15 protein-coding genes are annotated in these 16900 nt (G+C 30.4%); 1 reads left to right on the top strand and 14 read right to left on the bottom strand.

What is annotated here, in order from left to right; all coding sequences use genetic code 11:
- Positions 1–10 precede the first annotated feature (10 nt).
- The 14 genes from DIS07_RS06015 to DIS07_RS05950 form a co-directional block, all read right to left on the bottom strand.
- Positions 11–1873, bottom strand: coding sequence for a SulP family inorganic anion transporter (locus DIS07_RS06015; RefSeq protein ID WP_109404319.1), 1863 nt, complete (start codon positions 1871–1873; stop codon positions 11–13).
- Between the two features lie 75 nt (positions 1874–1948).
- On the bottom strand, positions 1949–2737 hold the full coding sequence (locus DIS07_RS06010) for a universal stress protein (RefSeq protein ID WP_109404318.1): 789 nt from the start codon (positions 2735–2737) through the stop codon (positions 1949–1951).
- 11 nt (positions 2738–2748) lie between these two features.
- Complete coding sequence (locus DIS07_RS06005; protein WP_109404566.1) at positions 2749–4329, bottom strand: SulP family inorganic anion transporter; 1581 nt, start codon at positions 4327–4329, stop codon at positions 2749–2751.
- 84 nt (positions 4330–4413) lie between these two features.
- Entirely contained in the window at positions 4414–4677 is a 264-nt protein-coding gene (locus tag DIS07_RS06000; RefSeq protein WP_109404317.1) for a hypothetical protein, read from the bottom strand.
- 110 nt (positions 4678–4787) lie between these two features.
- Positions 4788–5546: an SH3 domain-containing protein gene (locus DIS07_RS05995; RefSeq protein WP_109404316.1), complete on the bottom strand. Its 759-nt coding sequence runs from the start codon at positions 5544–5546 to the stop codon at positions 4788–4790.
- A 2-nt stretch (positions 5547–5548) separates the two neighbouring features.
- Complete coding sequence (locus DIS07_RS05990; RefSeq protein WP_109404315.1) at positions 5549–7318, bottom strand: BatD family protein; 1770 nt, start codon at positions 7316–7318, stop codon at positions 5549–5551.
- A gap of 24 nt (positions 7319–7342) precedes the next feature.
- The gene (locus DIS07_RS05985; protein ID WP_109404565.1) at positions 7343–8170 is read right to left on the bottom strand and encodes a tetratricopeptide repeat protein; all 828 of its coding nucleotides are present in this window, start codon (positions 8168–8170) and stop codon (positions 7343–7345) included.
- A 1-nt stretch (position 8171) separates the two neighbouring features.
- Positions 8172–9218 (bottom strand): VWA domain-containing protein, encoded by a 1047-nt coding sequence (locus DIS07_RS05980; RefSeq protein WP_109404314.1) that lies wholly within the window; start codon positions 9216–9218, stop codon positions 8172–8174.
- A gap of 2 nt (positions 9219–9220) precedes the next feature.
- A complete protein-coding gene (locus tag DIS07_RS05975) occupies positions 9221–10225 on the bottom strand; it encodes a vWA domain-containing protein (protein WP_109404313.1) in 1005 nt (334 codons plus the stop codon).
- A complete protein-coding gene (locus tag DIS07_RS05970) occupies positions 10212–11144 on the bottom strand; it encodes a hypothetical protein (RefSeq protein ID WP_181374561.1) in 933 nt (310 codons plus the stop codon). The genes DIS07_RS05975 and DIS07_RS05970 overlap by 14 nt, the downstream gene beginning before the upstream one ends.
- Positions 11145–11301: 157 nt before the next feature.
- On the bottom strand, positions 11302–12171 hold the full coding sequence (locus tag DIS07_RS05965) for a DUF58 domain-containing protein (RefSeq protein WP_109404312.1): 870 nt from the start codon (positions 12169–12171) through the stop codon (positions 11302–11304).
- 119 nt (positions 12172–12290) lie between these two features.
- Positions 12291–13280: an AAA family ATPase gene (locus DIS07_RS05960; protein ID WP_109404311.1), complete on the bottom strand. Its 990-nt coding sequence runs from the start codon at positions 13278–13280 to the stop codon at positions 12291–12293.
- A 202-nt stretch (positions 13281–13482) separates the two neighbouring features.
- The gene (locus DIS07_RS05955; RefSeq protein ID WP_109404310.1) at positions 13483–15633 is read right to left on the bottom strand and encodes a xanthine dehydrogenase family protein molybdopterin-binding subunit; all 2151 of its coding nucleotides are present in this window, start codon (positions 15631–15633) and stop codon (positions 13483–13485) included.
- 18 nt (positions 15634–15651) lie between these two features.
- A complete protein-coding gene (locus tag DIS07_RS05950; RefSeq protein ID WP_109404309.1) occupies positions 15652–16113 on the bottom strand; it encodes a (2Fe-2S)-binding protein in 462 nt (153 codons plus the stop codon).
- 242 nt (positions 16114–16355) lie between these two features.
- Here DIS07_RS05950 and DIS07_RS05945 point away from each other — a divergent pair, with 242 nt between their 5' ends.
- Positions 16356–16769, top strand: coding sequence for a hypothetical protein (locus DIS07_RS05945; RefSeq protein WP_109404308.1), 414 nt, complete (start codon positions 16356–16358; stop codon positions 16767–16769).
- The last annotated feature ends 131 nt before the right edge of the window (positions 16770–16900 follow it).

The raw sequence follows: 16900 nt of genomic DNA, 5'->3' as shown, positions 1-16900 counted from the left end.
ATTTTTTATTTTAAAATTTATCTTTTATATTTTGTTTTACCCAAGCAACACACTCATCAAAAGTATTAAAAATGTGTTCTTCGGGAATAAAATCTGGAATAATATCAATTCTTTCCATCATATATTTTGGTTGTTCTAAGAGGTCTACAAATAGAACTTCAATATTTTTAGTTTTCAAGTCTTGTAACATATCTTCCATAGCATATAAACCTGTTTGATCCATATATTGCATTCTTCCTAACCTCATAATTACTAAAGAGGCAGTAATGGGTATTTGTTGATATAATTGTTGAAACTCACTTGTAGAACCAAAAAACAAAGGTCCTTTTAAATGTTTTATAAAAACTTCTTCTGTTAAGTTTTTAGGAAAATCTTTCTCATCTGCCCAAGCTTCTTCTTTTAATGGTTTTACATCTGATCTTTTTGCAGTTAAATCTCCAATTTTTTTCATAAACATTAAAGAAGCTATAACTAAACCTATTCCGACTGCATAAATTAAATCCCAAAACGTTGATAGTACAAGTACTATTATCATAATAAGTACTTCTGAACTTAATTTTATAGGTCCAAATTTAATATCTTTTGGAAGGTAAGGAATTGCTTTTAATCCTTTATAATCCATTACTCCTATCCCTACTGTAATTAAGATTCCAGCCAATACTGCATTTGGTATTTTAGATGCTATATCTGCAAAAAGCAACATCACTATTAACAACATTATCCCTGCAATCATTCCAGAAAGTCTTGTTTTTCCTCCGGCATTAATGTTAACAACCGTTCTAATTGTTGCACCTGCCCCAGGTATTCCGCCAAACAAAGAAGCAATACTATTTCCAATTCCTTGACCAATTAATTCTTTATTCGGTTTGTGTTTAGTTTTAGTCATATTATCTGCTACAATACTTGTTAGCAATGAATCTATTGCCCCTAAAAGCGATAATGTTAATGCTGTAAAAATATAGGGTGTTATACTACCTAATGAAAAGTCTGAAAATATTTCCCACTTAATCTGAGGTATTACACTTGGTATTTCTTTAATTGTTATATAATTTAAATTAAATCCATAGGCAATTCCAGACATGGCAATTAGAGCAACTAAGGTGCTTGGAATTTTTGTAGTTATCCGTTTAAATCCGTAGATAATAATAATAGTTCCTAATGCTAAAAGCAATTCTAACCAATTTATATTTTTAATTGCTCTTGGCAATACTCTTAACGCCCCAATGGTACCTGAAGCACTTTTTGCAGCCAAAGTTTGTGATTCATTTAAAATTTGAGTTTCAGAGATTATTTTTCCTCTTTTAATAGTTTCTTCAAAATTTTCTAAAACTAAAATTCCTTCTTTAACTTCTTCTTTTAAAATATTCTCTAAGATAAGTTCTTCCGCTTGTGGTTTAAATTGAGATACAAATTCAGTGTCCTTTTTTGCATCATAACCTAAAGAAGGTAAAATCTGAGTTAGAATAATAATTACCCCAATAGCAGTCATAAAGCCAGAAACCACTGGATAAGGAATATATCTAATATACCTACCTAATCCTAAAATACCAAGTCCTATTTGGAATAATCCTGCTAATAAAAAAACCGTTAAAATTGCTGGTAATGCTTTATTTATGTCTCCTTCATTGGTCGCAATAATACCAGCTATAATAACCATACTTACTGCTGTCATTGGAGCTGTTGGCCCAGAAATCTGAGTATTAGTACCTCCAAAAAGAGCTGCAAAAAAGCTAATAAAAATTGCTCCATAAAGTCCTGCAGTAGGTCCTAATCCTGAGGAAACACCAAAAGCTAATGCCAAAGGAAGAGCAACTATACCAGCTGTAATTCCTCCAAAAGCATCACCTTTAATATTAGAAAAAAAGTTTTTCATATCAATAAAATAGTATGGTAATGTAAAAAACTAAAGTTAACTATTCAAATTTAAAATAAACCTATTTTGCTATGTTTAATTTGGCGATAAAATTAAAGAACAATCAAAAGTGTTTATTATGTTTTGTAAAGATGTTTTTGATTTTTTTAAACTTTCTTGTTTTCTATCTATAAATAATAAATTGATATTACTCTTAGATAAATACTTAGAAATATTTTTAACAACATTATCACTTTCATCAAAAACATACTCTTTATAAGCTACATCATTATCTTCTTTAACAAAATTTTCATTTTGGTCTAATATTCTAAATCTAGTTAAAGGATTTTTAATATTGTCTAAAAGATTACCAATAATATGATTTTTTCTAAAAGCACTTAGACTATTTAGAACACCTGGCTTTAAGCTATCATTAACCTCAAACATTTTTTTCTCAGAAGCAATCATAACCATTCCCTTAAATTCTTTAAGAATAAAGTTGATGACTTTATCTCCAGTAAATTTTAAAAATTTAGGTTTATTTTTTCCTAAAACTATAATGTCTGGATTAACCGTTTTTATGTGTTGACTGATTTCATCTTTAAGGTTACCAATAGAAACTTTGTAATCTACATTTATATTACTGCCTTTTTTGGCTTCTAAAAGGAGCTCTTTTACTTTATTAGAAGTGGTAATAAACTCTCTGTTTATAGTTCTTATGGCAGAAAGTTGGCTTTCTTTACCAATCATTTCTGATGGTTTTTTTACACATAAAAACTCGATATCTGCTTTTATTACTTTTGCTAAATTTAAAGCACTTTGAATGATATTATCAATAGAATTATTAACATCGGACAAAACCAAAATTCTATATTTTTTATTCATGATTTTTAAATTTAAGCCGTTTTTTTTCTAAGTTTAAAAAACTCGATATAACTGGTAGGATTTTCAATAATTCCTCTTTCAGAAATTAACTTAATATCTATGTTTCTTTCTTTTGCCTTTATTGCAAAATCATCCAAAATTTCAATGATATCGTTATCTAAATACCTCGTCTTTCTTACGTCTAATTCTAAGTAAGTATCTCTTGGTAGGCTATATAGTTCTTTTAAGATTGCACCTTTGTTAAAAAAGGTAACTTCTTCAGCCAGTGTCATTTTAATTTTGTGTACTCCATTACTTTTATCTTCAATATGCAAAAAGTGAGAGTTTTGAAAACTTTTGATTAAGATCACAATTATTCCAACTCCTAAACCAAGACCAATACCGACTAATAAATCTGTAAAAACAATACCTAAAACAGTTACAGTAAATGGGATAAACTGTTTCCACCCTAATTTATACATCTTTTTAAAGAGTGCAGGTTTTGCTAATTTATAACCTACTACTAATAAAACTGCCGCTAAAACAGAAAGTGGTATTTTATTTAATAAAGTCGGAATTAAAATCACTGAAATTAATAAAAAGAAACCGTGTATTATCGCACTCATTTTTGTTCTTCCTCCTGATTGAATATTAGCAGAACTTCTAACAATTACCTGAGTTATAGGCAAACCTCCAATCATACCAGAAATAATATTTCCTGTTCCTTGAGCTAACAATTCTCTATTGGTTGGTGTTACATTTTTATGAGGATCCAATTTGTCTGTTGCCTCAACACATAAAAGCGTTTCTAAACTTGCTACCAAGGCAATTGTAAAACCAACTACCCAAATTTCAGGATTAGATATTGCACTAAAATTAGGGAAACTAAATTGCGACATAAACATATCGAAACTATCAGGTACTGGTACGCTTACCAAATGTTTTGAGCTAATACCGTATTTAGAATCTTGACTCGTAATAAAAAAATACACAATTCCAAAAACCACAGCAACCAAAGGACCTTGGATTAGCTGGAAAATTTTTCCTTTTTTCGATAAAACATTACTCCAAAGAATTAATATTCCTAAACCTATAAACCCAACAATCGTAGACCCTAAACTAATATTATTTAAAGCCATAAAAATTTCTGAAAATGTATTCTGTCCATCTACTTGGAAGAAAGCAAAATCTCCTTCTGGATCAGAATCAAAACCAAAAAAATGAGGTATTTGTTTTAGAATAATTATAATTCCAATACCTGTAAGCATTCCTTTTATTACTGATGATGGAAAGTAATATCCAATAATTCCTGCTCTTAAGAACCCAAAAATTATCTGAATAGCTCCACCAATTACTACTGCTACTAAAAAGTTTTGATACCCCCCCAATGTACCTATGGCAGTTAAAACTATTGCTGCTAGACCTGCTGCAGGACCACTAACTCCAATCTTAGAGCCACTTAAACCCCCAACTACAATTCCACCTACAATTCCCGCAATAAGACCTGAAAAAAGAGGTGCTCCACTTGCTAATGCAATACCTAAACATAAAGGTAATGCTACGAAAAATACCACAATACTTGCTGGTAAATCACTTTTTATGTGTTTAAACATATATAAAATATTTTTTACTCTAAGCATTTTACTTAGAGTTTGTTAAATTAAAATGAATTGATTTTTAATACTAAAACTGAAATGTTATAGCACAAATTTTGGTGGTGGTGTAGTAATCTTTGGATATTCTGAAATGTAATTATTTGAATGAAAAATCACACTTATAGCATTTGAAAAGTTATCCAATAATAAAGATTTGTTAGATGATGAAGGATGAATTTTTAACTCAGAATCTACTTTAGACTCTGAAGATTCTTTTCCTTTACTTTCCTCTTCTTCTCCAAAATCTATAAGCATAGATAAATTATGACTACTATCTGTAAGGCTTATTACTGTAGGCGATACCATTAGGGTTAGAAATAATACCGAAAAAAAAAGTGCAATCTTTACTCTCAACTCAAAATTTATTATTGAAGCGTTAAAAATATGAAAGCTTTTTAAAAAATATGTTAATTTTTTTAAAAATCTTCTAATTCTTTAATTTCTGAAGAAATCATCCAACCCAATTTACCATCTGCTAATTTTATTTTTTTCCAATTGTCAACAGCATCTAAAACAATCACTTTTGTTCCTTCATGAAGTACAAATATTGCTTCAGAATTTAAAGTCGGTGCATTTCTAACTTCTGTTTTTTCTGCAAAAACAATGGCTTCTTTATTGTTTTGTGAAAAATTATATTGGTTGTAAGTAATAAAAATTGATAGCACTAAAAAGAAAAAACAAACCATACTTGTTATAAAAAACAGTCTCTTTTTAGAAGAAGAATAAGCATAGTAGTAAAATAAAAATAATAATCCTCCTAAAAAAGAAAATAGAACAACTACCATTGCCCATTGGTTGTATGAAATTTTTTGCAAATAGCTTGTATTTAATTTCTGAATAAAAGTTTGAGGTAAATCCTCAATATTATCTAATGCTAAACGTTTTGCAAATACTAAGTTGTTTTTTGCATCTTCGTTTAAAGGATTTAATTGTAATGCTTTCTCGTAATAATATATAGAGGGTCCAACTTTATTGAGCTTGTAGTAAGAGTTTCCTAAGTTATAATACAATTCTGATGAAATAACTTTATCAGATTCTATTTTTTTATAAGCAGAAATAGCTTCTTCAAATTTTCCTTTTTTGTACAATTCATTTGCAGAAACAAACAAGCTATCTAAACTTTGCGCAGTAACTTGGCTAGCAATTATTAACAGTAAAAAAAGTACTTTTCTCATAATTACAACTGTTTATCTAATTGAACAATAACTTCTTTTGCTCGGTCAAACTCTGCTTCCATTTCAGTATCTGTAATTGGAGTATATCTTGCAAAATCCGAACTTTTTAAAACATCAATAAATTGCTTTTTAGTAGTTTCATCGACATTTTTATCTTTTAAAATTTGTGTGATTTTCTCTTTGCTGATATCTGTAGTTTCTATCCCTAACTTAGCTTTTAAATAATTGTGTAAAGCACGTTCTAAAGCTTCGTAAAACGCTTCTTTATTACCCAACTGTTTTTTGGCTTCAGACAGGTATTTCTTAGCTAACCTATTAGCTTTTCTTAACTTATTTCCAACAATATCATTACTTCTCGCTTCATTTTGTTTTCCTATAAAAACACCAACAGGAATCGCGATTAAAGGCAACAATAATAGAAGGTAGTATAAATTTGATTTAAAAAAATCTTCTTTCTCTAAAGCTTCAAAAGAACTTTTAGTTTGAATATATCTAAAATTCTTCCCTGTTAATTTAACGGTTTGTTTTTGTACAGAATTATCAAATTTATCGGTATTTGTAATCAACTCTTTTCCTTCGATAACATCTACATATAAATCTTCAGATGAAAGTGTGTAATATTTTTCTTCTTTTGGATTAAAATAAGAAAAAGTAACATTTGGTATTTTATATTTCCCTTTATATTGTGGTACCACAGTATATAAATCGGAAACTGTTCCTGAAATTCCTGATGAACTTACTCTAACTTTTTCTTTTCTTTCTGGTTGATACTTCTCTAATTCCACAGGAGTAGTAACTTCTGGCAATTCGAATAATTTTAAGTTTCCTTTTCCGGTAACACCTACTTTAATTTGAGAACTTTCGTTAGATTTTAAAATATCTTTACTAAGTGTAACTGCAAAATTAAAATCTCCAACAGCTCCAGTAAAGTTTTCTGGTTTACCTTCTAAAGGAAGACTTTTTGGGCGAATAACTTTTTTAGCAGACGAAAATTCTTTTCGAATATTTCTTGTAATTACATTTCCAAAAAAATCTGCTCTTCCTGTTGGAACTCCGATTACAATATCCATTTTCATTGGATCTAAAACCAAATTACCCGTTTTTGTTGGAATTAATAATGCTTTTTGCATGACTACATATCTGTAATCTTCACCATTATATTTTCCCATTTTTACAGGAAAACCATTCATTTTTATATCTTGATTCCAAAAACCACTATATTTTGGTGCTTCCGATACTCCATAATCATAAACATTAATGTTTTCACTTACATAAAGTCTGTATTCCACATAAATTCCTTCTCCTACATAGGGTCTAGATTTAGAAATTTCTGCCACTAAATGAATATTTTGTTGAGCTATATAATTAGGATCATTAGGGTTTTTAGGCAATTCTACAGCATCTAAAACAATAACTTTAATGGGTTTAGATTTAATTGTTTTCCCTCCAATTTTAATACTAGCAGCACCAATATTTACTTCTCCTTTTCTTTTGGGTTGAATAATATAAGTGTAGGATTGCGAAAAACTTACTTTTCCATTGATCCAAGATTGACTAACCGATTGACTTGGACCACCAACAACTTTAAAGTTTTTAAAATCTGGGGGAGAAAAATGATCTCCTCCTTGTTTGTTAATAGAAAACTCAATTCGCAAACGCTGATTTACACCCAACTTATTTTTACTCACTTTAGCAGTCAATTCTGCTTCTTGAGCTACAACAGAAACTGTTAGTAGTGTTATAATTATTGATATGTAAAATTTCAACTTCATCATCTATTTCTTAAGATTACTAATTTACCAATCTTTTTCTTGTTTAACCTTTTTACCTTTTGCTTTTCTCGCATTCATTTTTTTCTGAGTCTTTTTCTCTTCGTTATTTAAACTTTCTAACAACTGTTTAATTTGCTGAGGCGTCATTTTACCTTGCTGAGGTTTCGGTTTTTTCTTGTTTTTATCGTCTTTATTGTTTTTAGGATCTTGTTTTTTGTCTTTATCCTTATTCTGATCTTTATCTCCGTCTTTATCGTCTTTTTTATCCTTGTCTTTATCTTTTCCGTCTTTGTCTTTATTCTTGTCTTTGTTTTTATCGTCTTTATCTTTTCTATCCTTGTCTTTGTTGTCCTTGTTATCTTTGTTCTTGTCGTTTTTATTGTCTTTATTTTGTTTATCCAACAACTTTTTAGCGACAGCTAAATTATAACGCGTTTCATCATCATTAGGGTTATTACGTAAAGAATTTTTATACGCATCTACAGCTCCTTGATAGTTTTTAGACTCCATCATAGCGTTACCAATATTATGGAAAGCTTCTGCTCGTGTAAATTTATCTTTAGCTGTTTCTGCCGTTAATTCATATTGCGGAATCGCTTCTTTATAGTTTTTACTTTGATACAAAGCATTTCCCATATTATATGATGCTTTATCATAATTCGCGTTCTTTCCTAGAGCTTTTCGATATGCTACAGAAGCATCTGTAAATTTTTGTTTTTTGTATAAATCGTTTCCTTGACGCAAGAATTTTCTGGCTTTTCTTTGCGCTGCAATAGAATCTTTTTGCGCTAAAATTTCTTTGGAAGAAAATAGCACTAAAAAGACTAGCAAAACATATTGTAAATTTTTCATTTTATTTCTTTGGATTTTCTTCATTAAACAAATCAACTTTTTTCAGCCATTTTGTCTTCTTTTCAAATAAAAATATATCTGCAACTAAGAATAGCAAACCTAATGCCAAAAACCATTGAAATTGATCTTTATAGTCTGAAAATTGTTTGGTTTCAAACTCATTCTTTTCTGCATTTGCAATAATATCTGCAATAACTTTCACAGGTTTTTCGGTTACATTTCCATCAATATATTCTCCATCGGCAGCATCTGCTATTCCTTGTAAAATATCTGGTTTTAGTTTGGTAATTACAGTTTCTCCTTTTCTATCTTTTTTGTAACCAATCATAGAACCATTCAATCGCATCGGAATTGGGCCACCATTTTCTGTTCCTACCCCAATAGTGTAAATTTTTACACCATCATTTGCTAAATTATTAGCAACTTGTTTGGTTTCTTCTTGATGATCTTCACCATCAGAAATAATAATTAAAAAACGATTTGTTTGTTCATCATTATTATAATACGTTTTAGCTAATTCTAAAGCTTCATTAATGGCTGTTCCTTGGCTAGAAACCATATCTGGATTTGCATTTTGCAAAAACATATTCGCAGCTGCATGATCTGTAGTTATGGGTAAAAGTGGGTATGAGTTACCTGCATAAATAATGATTCCTACTCTATCTGAACCTAATTTATCAATGATTTTAGAGATGATTTGTTTTGCTTTCTCTAAACGATTAGGAGCAATATCTTCTGCCAACATACTTTTAGAAACATCTAATGCAAAGACGATATCTACACCTTCTCTTTTAACAGTTTTTAGTTTGGTTCCCATTTTAGGATTTACTAAAGAAATAATTAAAAAAGTAATTCCGATTAAAAAAACAACAAGTTTTAAAGTTGATTTAAATACTGATGAATTTGGTGCTAATCTTTGTAATAAATTTAGGTCAGAAAATTTCTTTTGCGTTCTTTTTTTCCACCATAAAACCAATAGAAATATTACAATCATTCCTGGAATAATTGCAAGTAAAGTAAAATAAATTGGTTCTTCTATTCTGTACATTTTTATATAAAACTCTTAAATAATGTATTTCTTAATATAAATTCTAACAACAAAAACCCTAATCCTAAAAAAACAAAAATTCTAAATTTTTCTTGATAATTATAATACTTAAACTCTTCTATTTTTGTTTTTTCTAGCTTATCAATCTCATCATAAATTTCTTTTAATGAGGTATTATCTGTGGCTCTAAAATACTTTCCTTCTGTTTTTTCTGCTATTTCTTTTAAGAGGGCCTCATCTATTTCTACTTGCTGCTTTCTAAACTGTAATTTACCTGTTCTTGGATCTCTGCTCCAGGGGAAATCTGCCATTCCGTTGGTTCCAATTCCAATGGTATAGGTTTTAATTCCTAACTCTGTAGCCAATTCTGTGGCAGTTCTTGGGTCTATATTTCCTGAATTGTTAACTCCATCCGTCAATAAAATAATAACCTTACTTTTTGCGGTACTTTCTTTTAATCTATTTACGGCAGAACCCAAGCCCATTCCAATAGCAGTTCCGCCTTCTAATTGCCCCCATTTAAGTTCGGAAATAGTTCTTTTTACAATGCCTTTATCACTTGTAATTGGTGTTTGTGTGAAACTTTCTCCTGCGTAAACTACAATTCCTATTCGATCATTTGGTCTTCTATCTACAAAATTAATCGCTACTTTTTTCAGGGCTTCTAAACGATTTGGTTTTAAATCTCGAGCCAACATACTTGCAGAAACATCAATTGCCATCACAATATCTATCCCTCTGTTTGATTTTGTTTTTTTACTTACCGAAACATTTCTTGGTCTTGCTAAAGCAATAATAATTGTTGCTAAAGCCAGTAATCGTAATACATACAAAAGTGGTTTTAATTTAGATAAGATCGAATCTGCCTTAAACCCTTTTATACTTGGTATCGTTAATACTGCAGCATCTTTTTTACGCATGAAAAAATACCAAACTGCTAATAATGGAATTAAAATTAGCAGCCATAGAAACTCAGGATTTAAAAATTCAAAATTACTCCAATCCATCTTCTTTGTCTTTTTCTTCTACAATTGGTTTTGGTTTTAAATTACTGATAATGTCTTCAGCATCTTTTCTGTCTTCTTCGATTTCTGGCGCTAATGGTTTCGATTTTGCAAACTTTACTAAATCGGCTTCTCTTAATAAGCTTTTTAGTTTATCAATAGTTTCTTGTGAAGTCAAAATTACATCAGCATCTTTAAAATCTTTTAACATATCTAACACCTCGTCTGTAGTTTTTTCTAGTGCAGGAACATTTAATTCTCGCTCAATATAACCACGAACAATTTCTGTTAACTCACTGTAATATTCTTTGGTTTGATTGTTTTGCCAAAGTTGTTTTTCGTCCAATTCATTTAAACGATAAATTGCTTCTTCGTAAGGAGGTAAAGCTCTATAAGTTGGCTCTTCTTCTTCCTCTTTTCGCTTTCTAATAACAAACCAGTAGATCCAAAAAGCAATGATAGCCAATGCAGCTAAAACTATATAAATGTAGATTTTAAAATCATCGAAAGTATAAGGTTCACTTTTAATGGATTTAATAGGAAACTTCTTTACTTTGGTTGTGTCTACAGCTACTGTAGCTACATTTACCAATAACGAATCAGTTAAATAAGCTTGATTTTTAACAAAAATTTGTTGCTGCGGAATGTAAAATGCGCCACTATCAAAACCTGTTAAAATATATTTTCTGATTAATGAATTTTTTAAGGTATCTGTTGCAGTAGAATCGATAATTTCTAATCCTTTTAGTTGCAGTTTTGGAATGATAACATTCTGAATTTCATCAACAGAAATCTTTAAATTAAACTGCTCGCCTATTCTAATATTTGTAGTGTCTATTTCTGCTTTTACCATAGGTTTTTGAGCGAAAGCAGAAAAACAGAAAAGAGAAAAAAGAAAAAAGAAAAGGCCTCTCACCTTAATCCTCTCTCTGAAGGAGAAAAGACGTTTAGCTTGTGCTTTTCTAACGCTTCTAATAAAATTTATATTTTTTTTCAACTTTTAATATTTCTTTGTTTTTTATTTCAAACAGTGTCCAATTAAGTATTTCTTAACTTTGGGAAGGTTAAAAATGGGTTTTTTACCTTCCTTTGTGTTTAAAATATCCTAATAATTTTTTTACATAACTTTCATCAACTCTTGTGTTAATGGTACCAGCACCTCCTCTTTTAAAAGTGTTTATATAATAATCTTGTAAGCGAAATGCATTTGCTTTGTAACTATTTCTAACCGATTTAGATGATGTATTAATCAATTGAACAGTATCGGTTTCAGAATCTAACATGGGCACCATTCCTAAATTTGGAATTTCTTCATCATGTTTATCATATACTCGAACACCGGTTAAATCGTGTTTTTTTGCCGCAATTTTTAATGTTTTTTCGTAATCATCATCCATAAAATCGGATAACAAAAAAACAATAGCCCTTTTTTTCATCACACTAGATAAAAACTTTAAAGCTGCGGCAATATTTGTTCTTTTACTTTTAGGTTTAAACTCGATTAACTCTCTAATAATTCTTAAAACATGGCTTTTTCCTTTTTTAGGAGGAATAAAAAGTTCAACATCATCAGAAAATAAAATTAATCCAACTTTATCGTTATTTTGCGTAGCAGAAAAGGCTAAAGTTGCGGCAATTTCTGTAACCGTTTCTTTTTTAAATTGATTGGAAGTACCAAATAATTCTGACCCAGAAACATCTACCATTAATAGCATCGTTAATTCGCGTTCTTCTTCAAAAACCTTTACATAAGGTTCGTTGTAACGTGCAGTAACATTCCAGTCTATCGCCCTAACATCGTCTCCAAATTGGTATTGTCGCACTTCAGAAAAAGTCATACCTCGACCTTTGAATGATGAATGGTATTCACCTCCAAAAATATGATCAGACAAACGACGTGTCTTAATCTCTATTTTACGAACTTTTTTGAGTATTTCTTTTGTATCCATTTTTCAGTATGCAGTCTTCAGTTTGCAGTCTTCAGTCAGCATTTTATAATTAAAGTATTCAGTAAATCAGAATTGAGTAAGCAACTGCTAACTGAAAACTAATTTTACTGCCAACTTTTTTAAGGCACTTCTACTTCGTTGATAATTGAGTTAATAATGTCTACAGAAGTTACATTTTCTGCTTCAGCTTCATAAGTAATTCCGATTCTGTGACGTAAAACATCAGTTACAACTGCTCTTACATCTTCTGGAATTACATAGCCTCTTCTTTTAATAAAAGCAAAACATTTAGCAGCTTTTGCCAAATTAATACTTCCTCTGGGAGAAGCTCCGAAACTAATTAAATCTTTTAATTGTGGTAAGTTATATTTTTCTGGATAACGTGTTGCAAAAATGATATCAAGAATGTACTTCTCAATTTTTTCATCCATATAAACCTCGTTTGCAATCTCTCTAGCTTTTATAATTTCATCAACAGATATTACAGGGTTTACAGTTGCAAATCCTCCAGTTAAATTCTGACGCATAATTAATTGCTCATCTTGCAAGCGCGGATAATCAATCACCACTTTTAACATAAAACGGTCTACTTGCGCTTCAGGTAAAGGGTAGGTTCCCTCTTGTTCAACAGGGTTTTGAGTTGCCATTACTAAAAACGGTTCGTCTAATTTAAACGTTTCATCACCAATAGTAATCTGACGTTCTTGCATTGCTTCTAACAAAGCAGATTGTACTTTTGCTGGCGCTCTATTTATCTCATCTGCTAAAACAAAATTGGCAAAAATTGGTCCTTTTTTAATTTCAAAACTATTTTTTTGCATGTTGTAAATCATAGTTCCAACAACATCCGCAGGTAATAAATCTGGAGTAAACTGCACTCTACTAAAACTACCTTGAACCGCTTTAGACAAAGTATTTATAGCTAAGGTTTTTGCCAACCCAGGAACTCCTTCTAATAAAATATGACCGTTCCCTAAAAGCCCAATTAACAAACTTTCTATCATTTGTTTTTGTCCCACAATTACTTTATTCATTTCTAAAGTAAGAATGTCTATAAAGGCACTTTCTTTCTCTATTTTTTCATTAATAGCTCTTACATCTACATCCATTGTTAATATTGTATTAGATTTAATTTTTACGAAAAACAAAGCTACAATTTTAACAAAATTATTCTGTTAAAACAAGGTTAAAGATAAAGTACTTTTCTAATAGTTTTTATTGCGTTTTTTGGGTATTATTAAGAAAATAACACCTTAATTCTAAATTTTTTGTGAAAAGTGAATTTTAATTAGAAATATTCATAACATTGGGTCAACCAAAAACTGATATATTTTTTAAATTATTAACAAATGGTTGACTGTACAAACGTTTTCCTAAAGCTGCATTAATTGCATTTGCAACTGCACCTCCTGCGGGTGGTAAACCTGGTTCTCCTAAACCTGTTGGTGATTTTTCATTTTTTACAAAATGTACCTCAACTTTTGGCGTTTCTTGCATTCTAATGAGTTTGTAAGTATCAAAATTTTTTGAATTTGGTTTACCATTACTAAATGAAAAATCTGAATACATGGCATGTCCTATTCCGTCTAAAACCCCTCCTTGCACTTGATTTATTGCTCCTGTTGGGTTTACAACGATTCCACAGTCTACAGCAACGGTTACTTTTTTAATTACTGGCAACCCATTTTTTAAAACAATTTCTGCTATTTCTGCAACATGAGTATTATGACTGTAATAAGCAGCAAATCCTTGATAAACTCCTTCAGGTCTTTTACCCCAATTGGCTTTTTCTCTGACCAGTTTTATTGTATCTTCCATTCTCTGTCCAGAATATTTTATATTTTTATCTTTTGTGTTTTTTACATTTTGAAGTAAATCTAAGCGCAATTGAATGGTATCTACATTTAATTCTTCTGCCAACTCATCGAAAAAACTTTGTTCAGCGAAAGCCAAGAAATTAGTGTATGGTGCTCTCCAAGCTCCTGTTGTAATGTTACTTTTATAGTTTTCTGTTTCTACTTTATAATTGCTAATACAACCAGCTGGAAAAAAATGCGGAATTAAACCGTACATGTTACCATTAATTGCTGCCTCTTTTAAGTGGTACCCGGTAATCTTTCCATCTTTTAAAGAAGCTGCAATTCTATATTTAATAGCAGGTCTATACCTACCTGCTGTCATATCATCTTCTCGAGAAAAAAATACTTTAACGGGTTTGTTTGCCAAACTTGAAATTTCTGCAGCTTCTAAAGCAAAATCTCCATACAAACGTCTTCCAAAACCCCCACCCATTCTTGTCATTTCGCAATGAATGTCTTTAGGTTTTCTGTCTAATAATTTGGCTACCCTATTTACTGTCCAATTTGGAGTTTGAATTGGACCTACTAAATGTACTTTTTCTGCCGAAACATCAGCATAAAAATTCATTGGCTCTAAACAATTGTGTGGTAAAAAAGGAGAGTGGTAAGTTCTTTCCAATACTTTATCGGCACTAGCAAATGCTTTTTTTACATCTCCATCATCTCTTCGTACATTAAACTTTTTACCATCTAAAATAAGGTTTAATATTTGATTGTGATTTTTAGTAGATTCTAATTTTTCTTTGTTCCATTGTGCTTTCAATCCTTTTTTTCCTTTCATTGCTGCCCAAGTAGAAGAAGCTAAAACTGCAATTTTATTGCCGAATTTTATCACTTCCACAACCCCATCAACTGCATTGGTTTTGGTAGCATCAAAAGATACTAATTTTTGACCAAAAGCAGGAGGTCTTAACACAGCAGCAATCATCATATCCTCTGTCTTAAAATCTAAACCATACAAGGGTTTTCCAGTGATGATTTTATCAATATCTACATTTATTGCATCTTTGCCTATAATCGAAAAATCTTTTACTTTTTTAAGCTTTACATCTTTTGGAACTTCTAAAACTGCTGCTTCTTTTACGACATCTCCATAACCTAATTTTTCTCCATTAGCATTGATGATAAATCCTTTTGACGCTCTACAAGTACTCGCATCTACTTTCCATTTGACAGCAGCTGCATTTACCAACATTTGTTTTGCTGTAGCACCGGTTTGTCTTAAAATGTTCCAGCTTCTGCGAATTGATTGACTACCACCGGCAACTTGATTAGAAAAGTTTTTAGTATCCAAGGCAGCCTGAACCACATTTATTTTATCCCACTCAACATCTAACTCTTCTGCTATAATCATTGGCATTGATGTTTTTACACCTTGTCCAATTTCTGGGTTTGGGGAAAAAATAGTAACATACCCTTCATCAGATATTTTAATGTAGGCATTAAAATCGTTAAAATTTAAACTCTCTACATCTAAGGGCATTACTACATCTTTTTTACAAGCTGTTAATAAATTGAACCCAATTAACATACCTCCACTTGCTAATACTGATGCTTTTAAAAAATTTCTTCTGCTAAAATTTGTATTAATTTTTGTTTTCATTTATTTAAATCTTAGAAATTAAGACATTTTTTCTGCAGCAAACTTAACTGCTTTTTCTATTCTATTATATGAAGCACATCTACATATATTTCCTTGCATTGCTTCTCTAATTTCTTCTTTTGATGGATTTTTATTCTCTGTTAAAAATGCTGATGCTGTCATTATCTGACCTGCTTGACAATATCCACATTGCGGAACATCAATCTCTTTCCAAGCTTCTTGTACGGGGTGCTTACCATCTACAGATAAACCCTCTATAGTAGTGATTTTTAATCCATCTAAAATAGAAACTTGCATTTGACAACTTCTTGTAGCTACTCCATCTATATGTACAGTACAAGCTCCACATTGGGCAATTCCACAACCGAATTTTGTTCCTACTAAATCTAGTTCATCTCTTAATATCCATAAAAGAGGTGTGTCTGCATCTGCGTTTACAGTGCACTCTTTTCCATTAATATGAAGTGTATAATTGGGCATAAAAATTTAAATTTAAATCATTTTGTAAGTTACAAAAAAATGTTTTTCATTATTTATTAGGAGGTTAAATGCACTTTTTTTGTGATGTTTTTAACACATAACAATCAATACTCCTAAGAATAACACTAGAAAATAAATAACTTCATATTTTAAGTCATTAAATCGATATACAATACTGATTAATATCATAAAATATGATGTTATTATCATTTAATTTTACCTATAACCATAAATTATTTCATATGAAACCTTCACAACAAACTATGATTTCATTTTATGAAAATCTAGGTAAATTATTTTACGCAATAGCTGCTGCAGACAATATTGTCGAAGAATCCGAATTTAATGCATTAAAAGAGGTTGTAAAAAGTAAATGGACAAAAGTTGATGCTGTTGATGATGATTTTCATTCTGATGCTGCTTACCAAATTGAAACTGTTTTTGATTGGATGAATAACGAAGGCTTTTCAGATTCAAAAACTTGTTATAACGAATTTTTAGATTTCAAAAATGAACACCCTTCTTTATTTACAAAAGAAATAAACAGTCTTATCATAAAAACTGCTGGAAAAATTGCTGCTTCTGTTGCAAACATTAATAAATCTGAGTTAATGCTAGTTGCGAAATTGAGTTTGGATCTAAAAAAAATCGTCTAAAATTACATTTTAGACGACCTCATTTTTCATTGCAAATTGCCCTTAATTATTTCCCTCCTAAAAGCAATAGCTCATTCACTAAAATTTCGGTTACATATCGCTTTTCACCTGCTTTAGTTTCATAAAAGCAA

This window comes from Polaribacter aquimarinus (assembly GCF_003129485.1).
GTDB lineage: Bacteria > Bacteroidota > Bacteroidia > Flavobacteriales > Flavobacteriaceae > Polaribacter > Polaribacter aquimarinus.
This window is presented reverse-complemented; position numbering and strand designations above follow the sequence as displayed.

What these genes read in the sequence shown, in the direction of transcription:
- DIS07_RS05960 (WP_109404311.1), bottom strand. Translation starts at nt 13,280, where the DNA reads ATGGATGTAGATGTAAGAGCTATTAATGAAAAAATAGAGAAAGAAAGT.
- DIS07_RS06010 (WP_109404318.1), bottom strand. Translation starts at nt 2,737, where the DNA reads ATGAATAAAAAATATAGAATTTTGGTTTTGTCCGATGTTAATAATTCT.
- DIS07_RS05955 (WP_109404310.1), bottom strand. Translation starts at nt 15,633, where the DNA reads ATGAAAACAAAAATTAATACAAATTTTAGCAGAAGAAATTTTTTAAAA.
- DIS07_RS05990 (WP_109404315.1), bottom strand. Translation starts at nt 7,318, where the DNA reads ATGAAGTTGAAATTTTACATATCAATAATTATAACACTACTAACAGTT.
- DIS07_RS06005 (WP_109404566.1), bottom strand. Translation starts at nt 4,329, where the DNA reads ATGTTTAAACACATAAAAAGTGATTTACCAGCAAGTATTGTGGTATTT.
- DIS07_RS06000 (WP_109404317.1), bottom strand. Translation starts at nt 4,677, where the DNA reads ATGGTATCGCCTACAGTAATAAGCCTTACAGATAGTAGTCATAATTTA.
- DIS07_RS05975 (WP_109404313.1), bottom strand. Translation starts at nt 10,225, where the DNA reads ATGGATTGGAGTAATTTTGAATTTTTAAATCCTGAGTTTCTATGGCTG.
- DIS07_RS05945 (WP_109404308.1), top strand. Translation starts at nt 16,356, where the DNA reads ATGAAACCTTCACAACAAACTATGATTTCATTTTATGAAAATCTAGGT.
- DIS07_RS05985 (WP_109404565.1), bottom strand. Translation starts at nt 8,170, where the DNA reads ATGAAAAATTTACAATATGTTTTGCTAGTCTTTTTAGTGCTATTTTCT.
- DIS07_RS05965 (WP_109404312.1), bottom strand. Translation starts at nt 12,171, where the DNA reads ATGGATACAAAAGAAATACTCAAAAAAGTTCGTAAAATAGAGATTAAG.
- DIS07_RS05980 (WP_109404314.1), bottom strand. Translation starts at nt 9,218, where the DNA reads ATGTACAGAATAGAAGAACCAATTTATTTTACTTTACTTGCAATTATT.
- DIS07_RS05950 (WP_109404309.1), bottom strand. Translation starts at nt 16,113, where the DNA reads ATGCCCAATTATACACTTCATATTAATGGAAAAGAGTGCACTGTAAAC.
- DIS07_RS05995 (WP_109404316.1), bottom strand. Translation starts at nt 5,546, where the DNA reads ATGAGAAAAGTACTTTTTTTACTGTTAATAATTGCTAGCCAAGTTACT.
- DIS07_RS06015 (WP_109404319.1), bottom strand. Translation starts at nt 1,873, where the DNA reads ATGAAAAACTTTTTTTCTAATATTAAAGGTGATGCTTTTGGAGGAATT.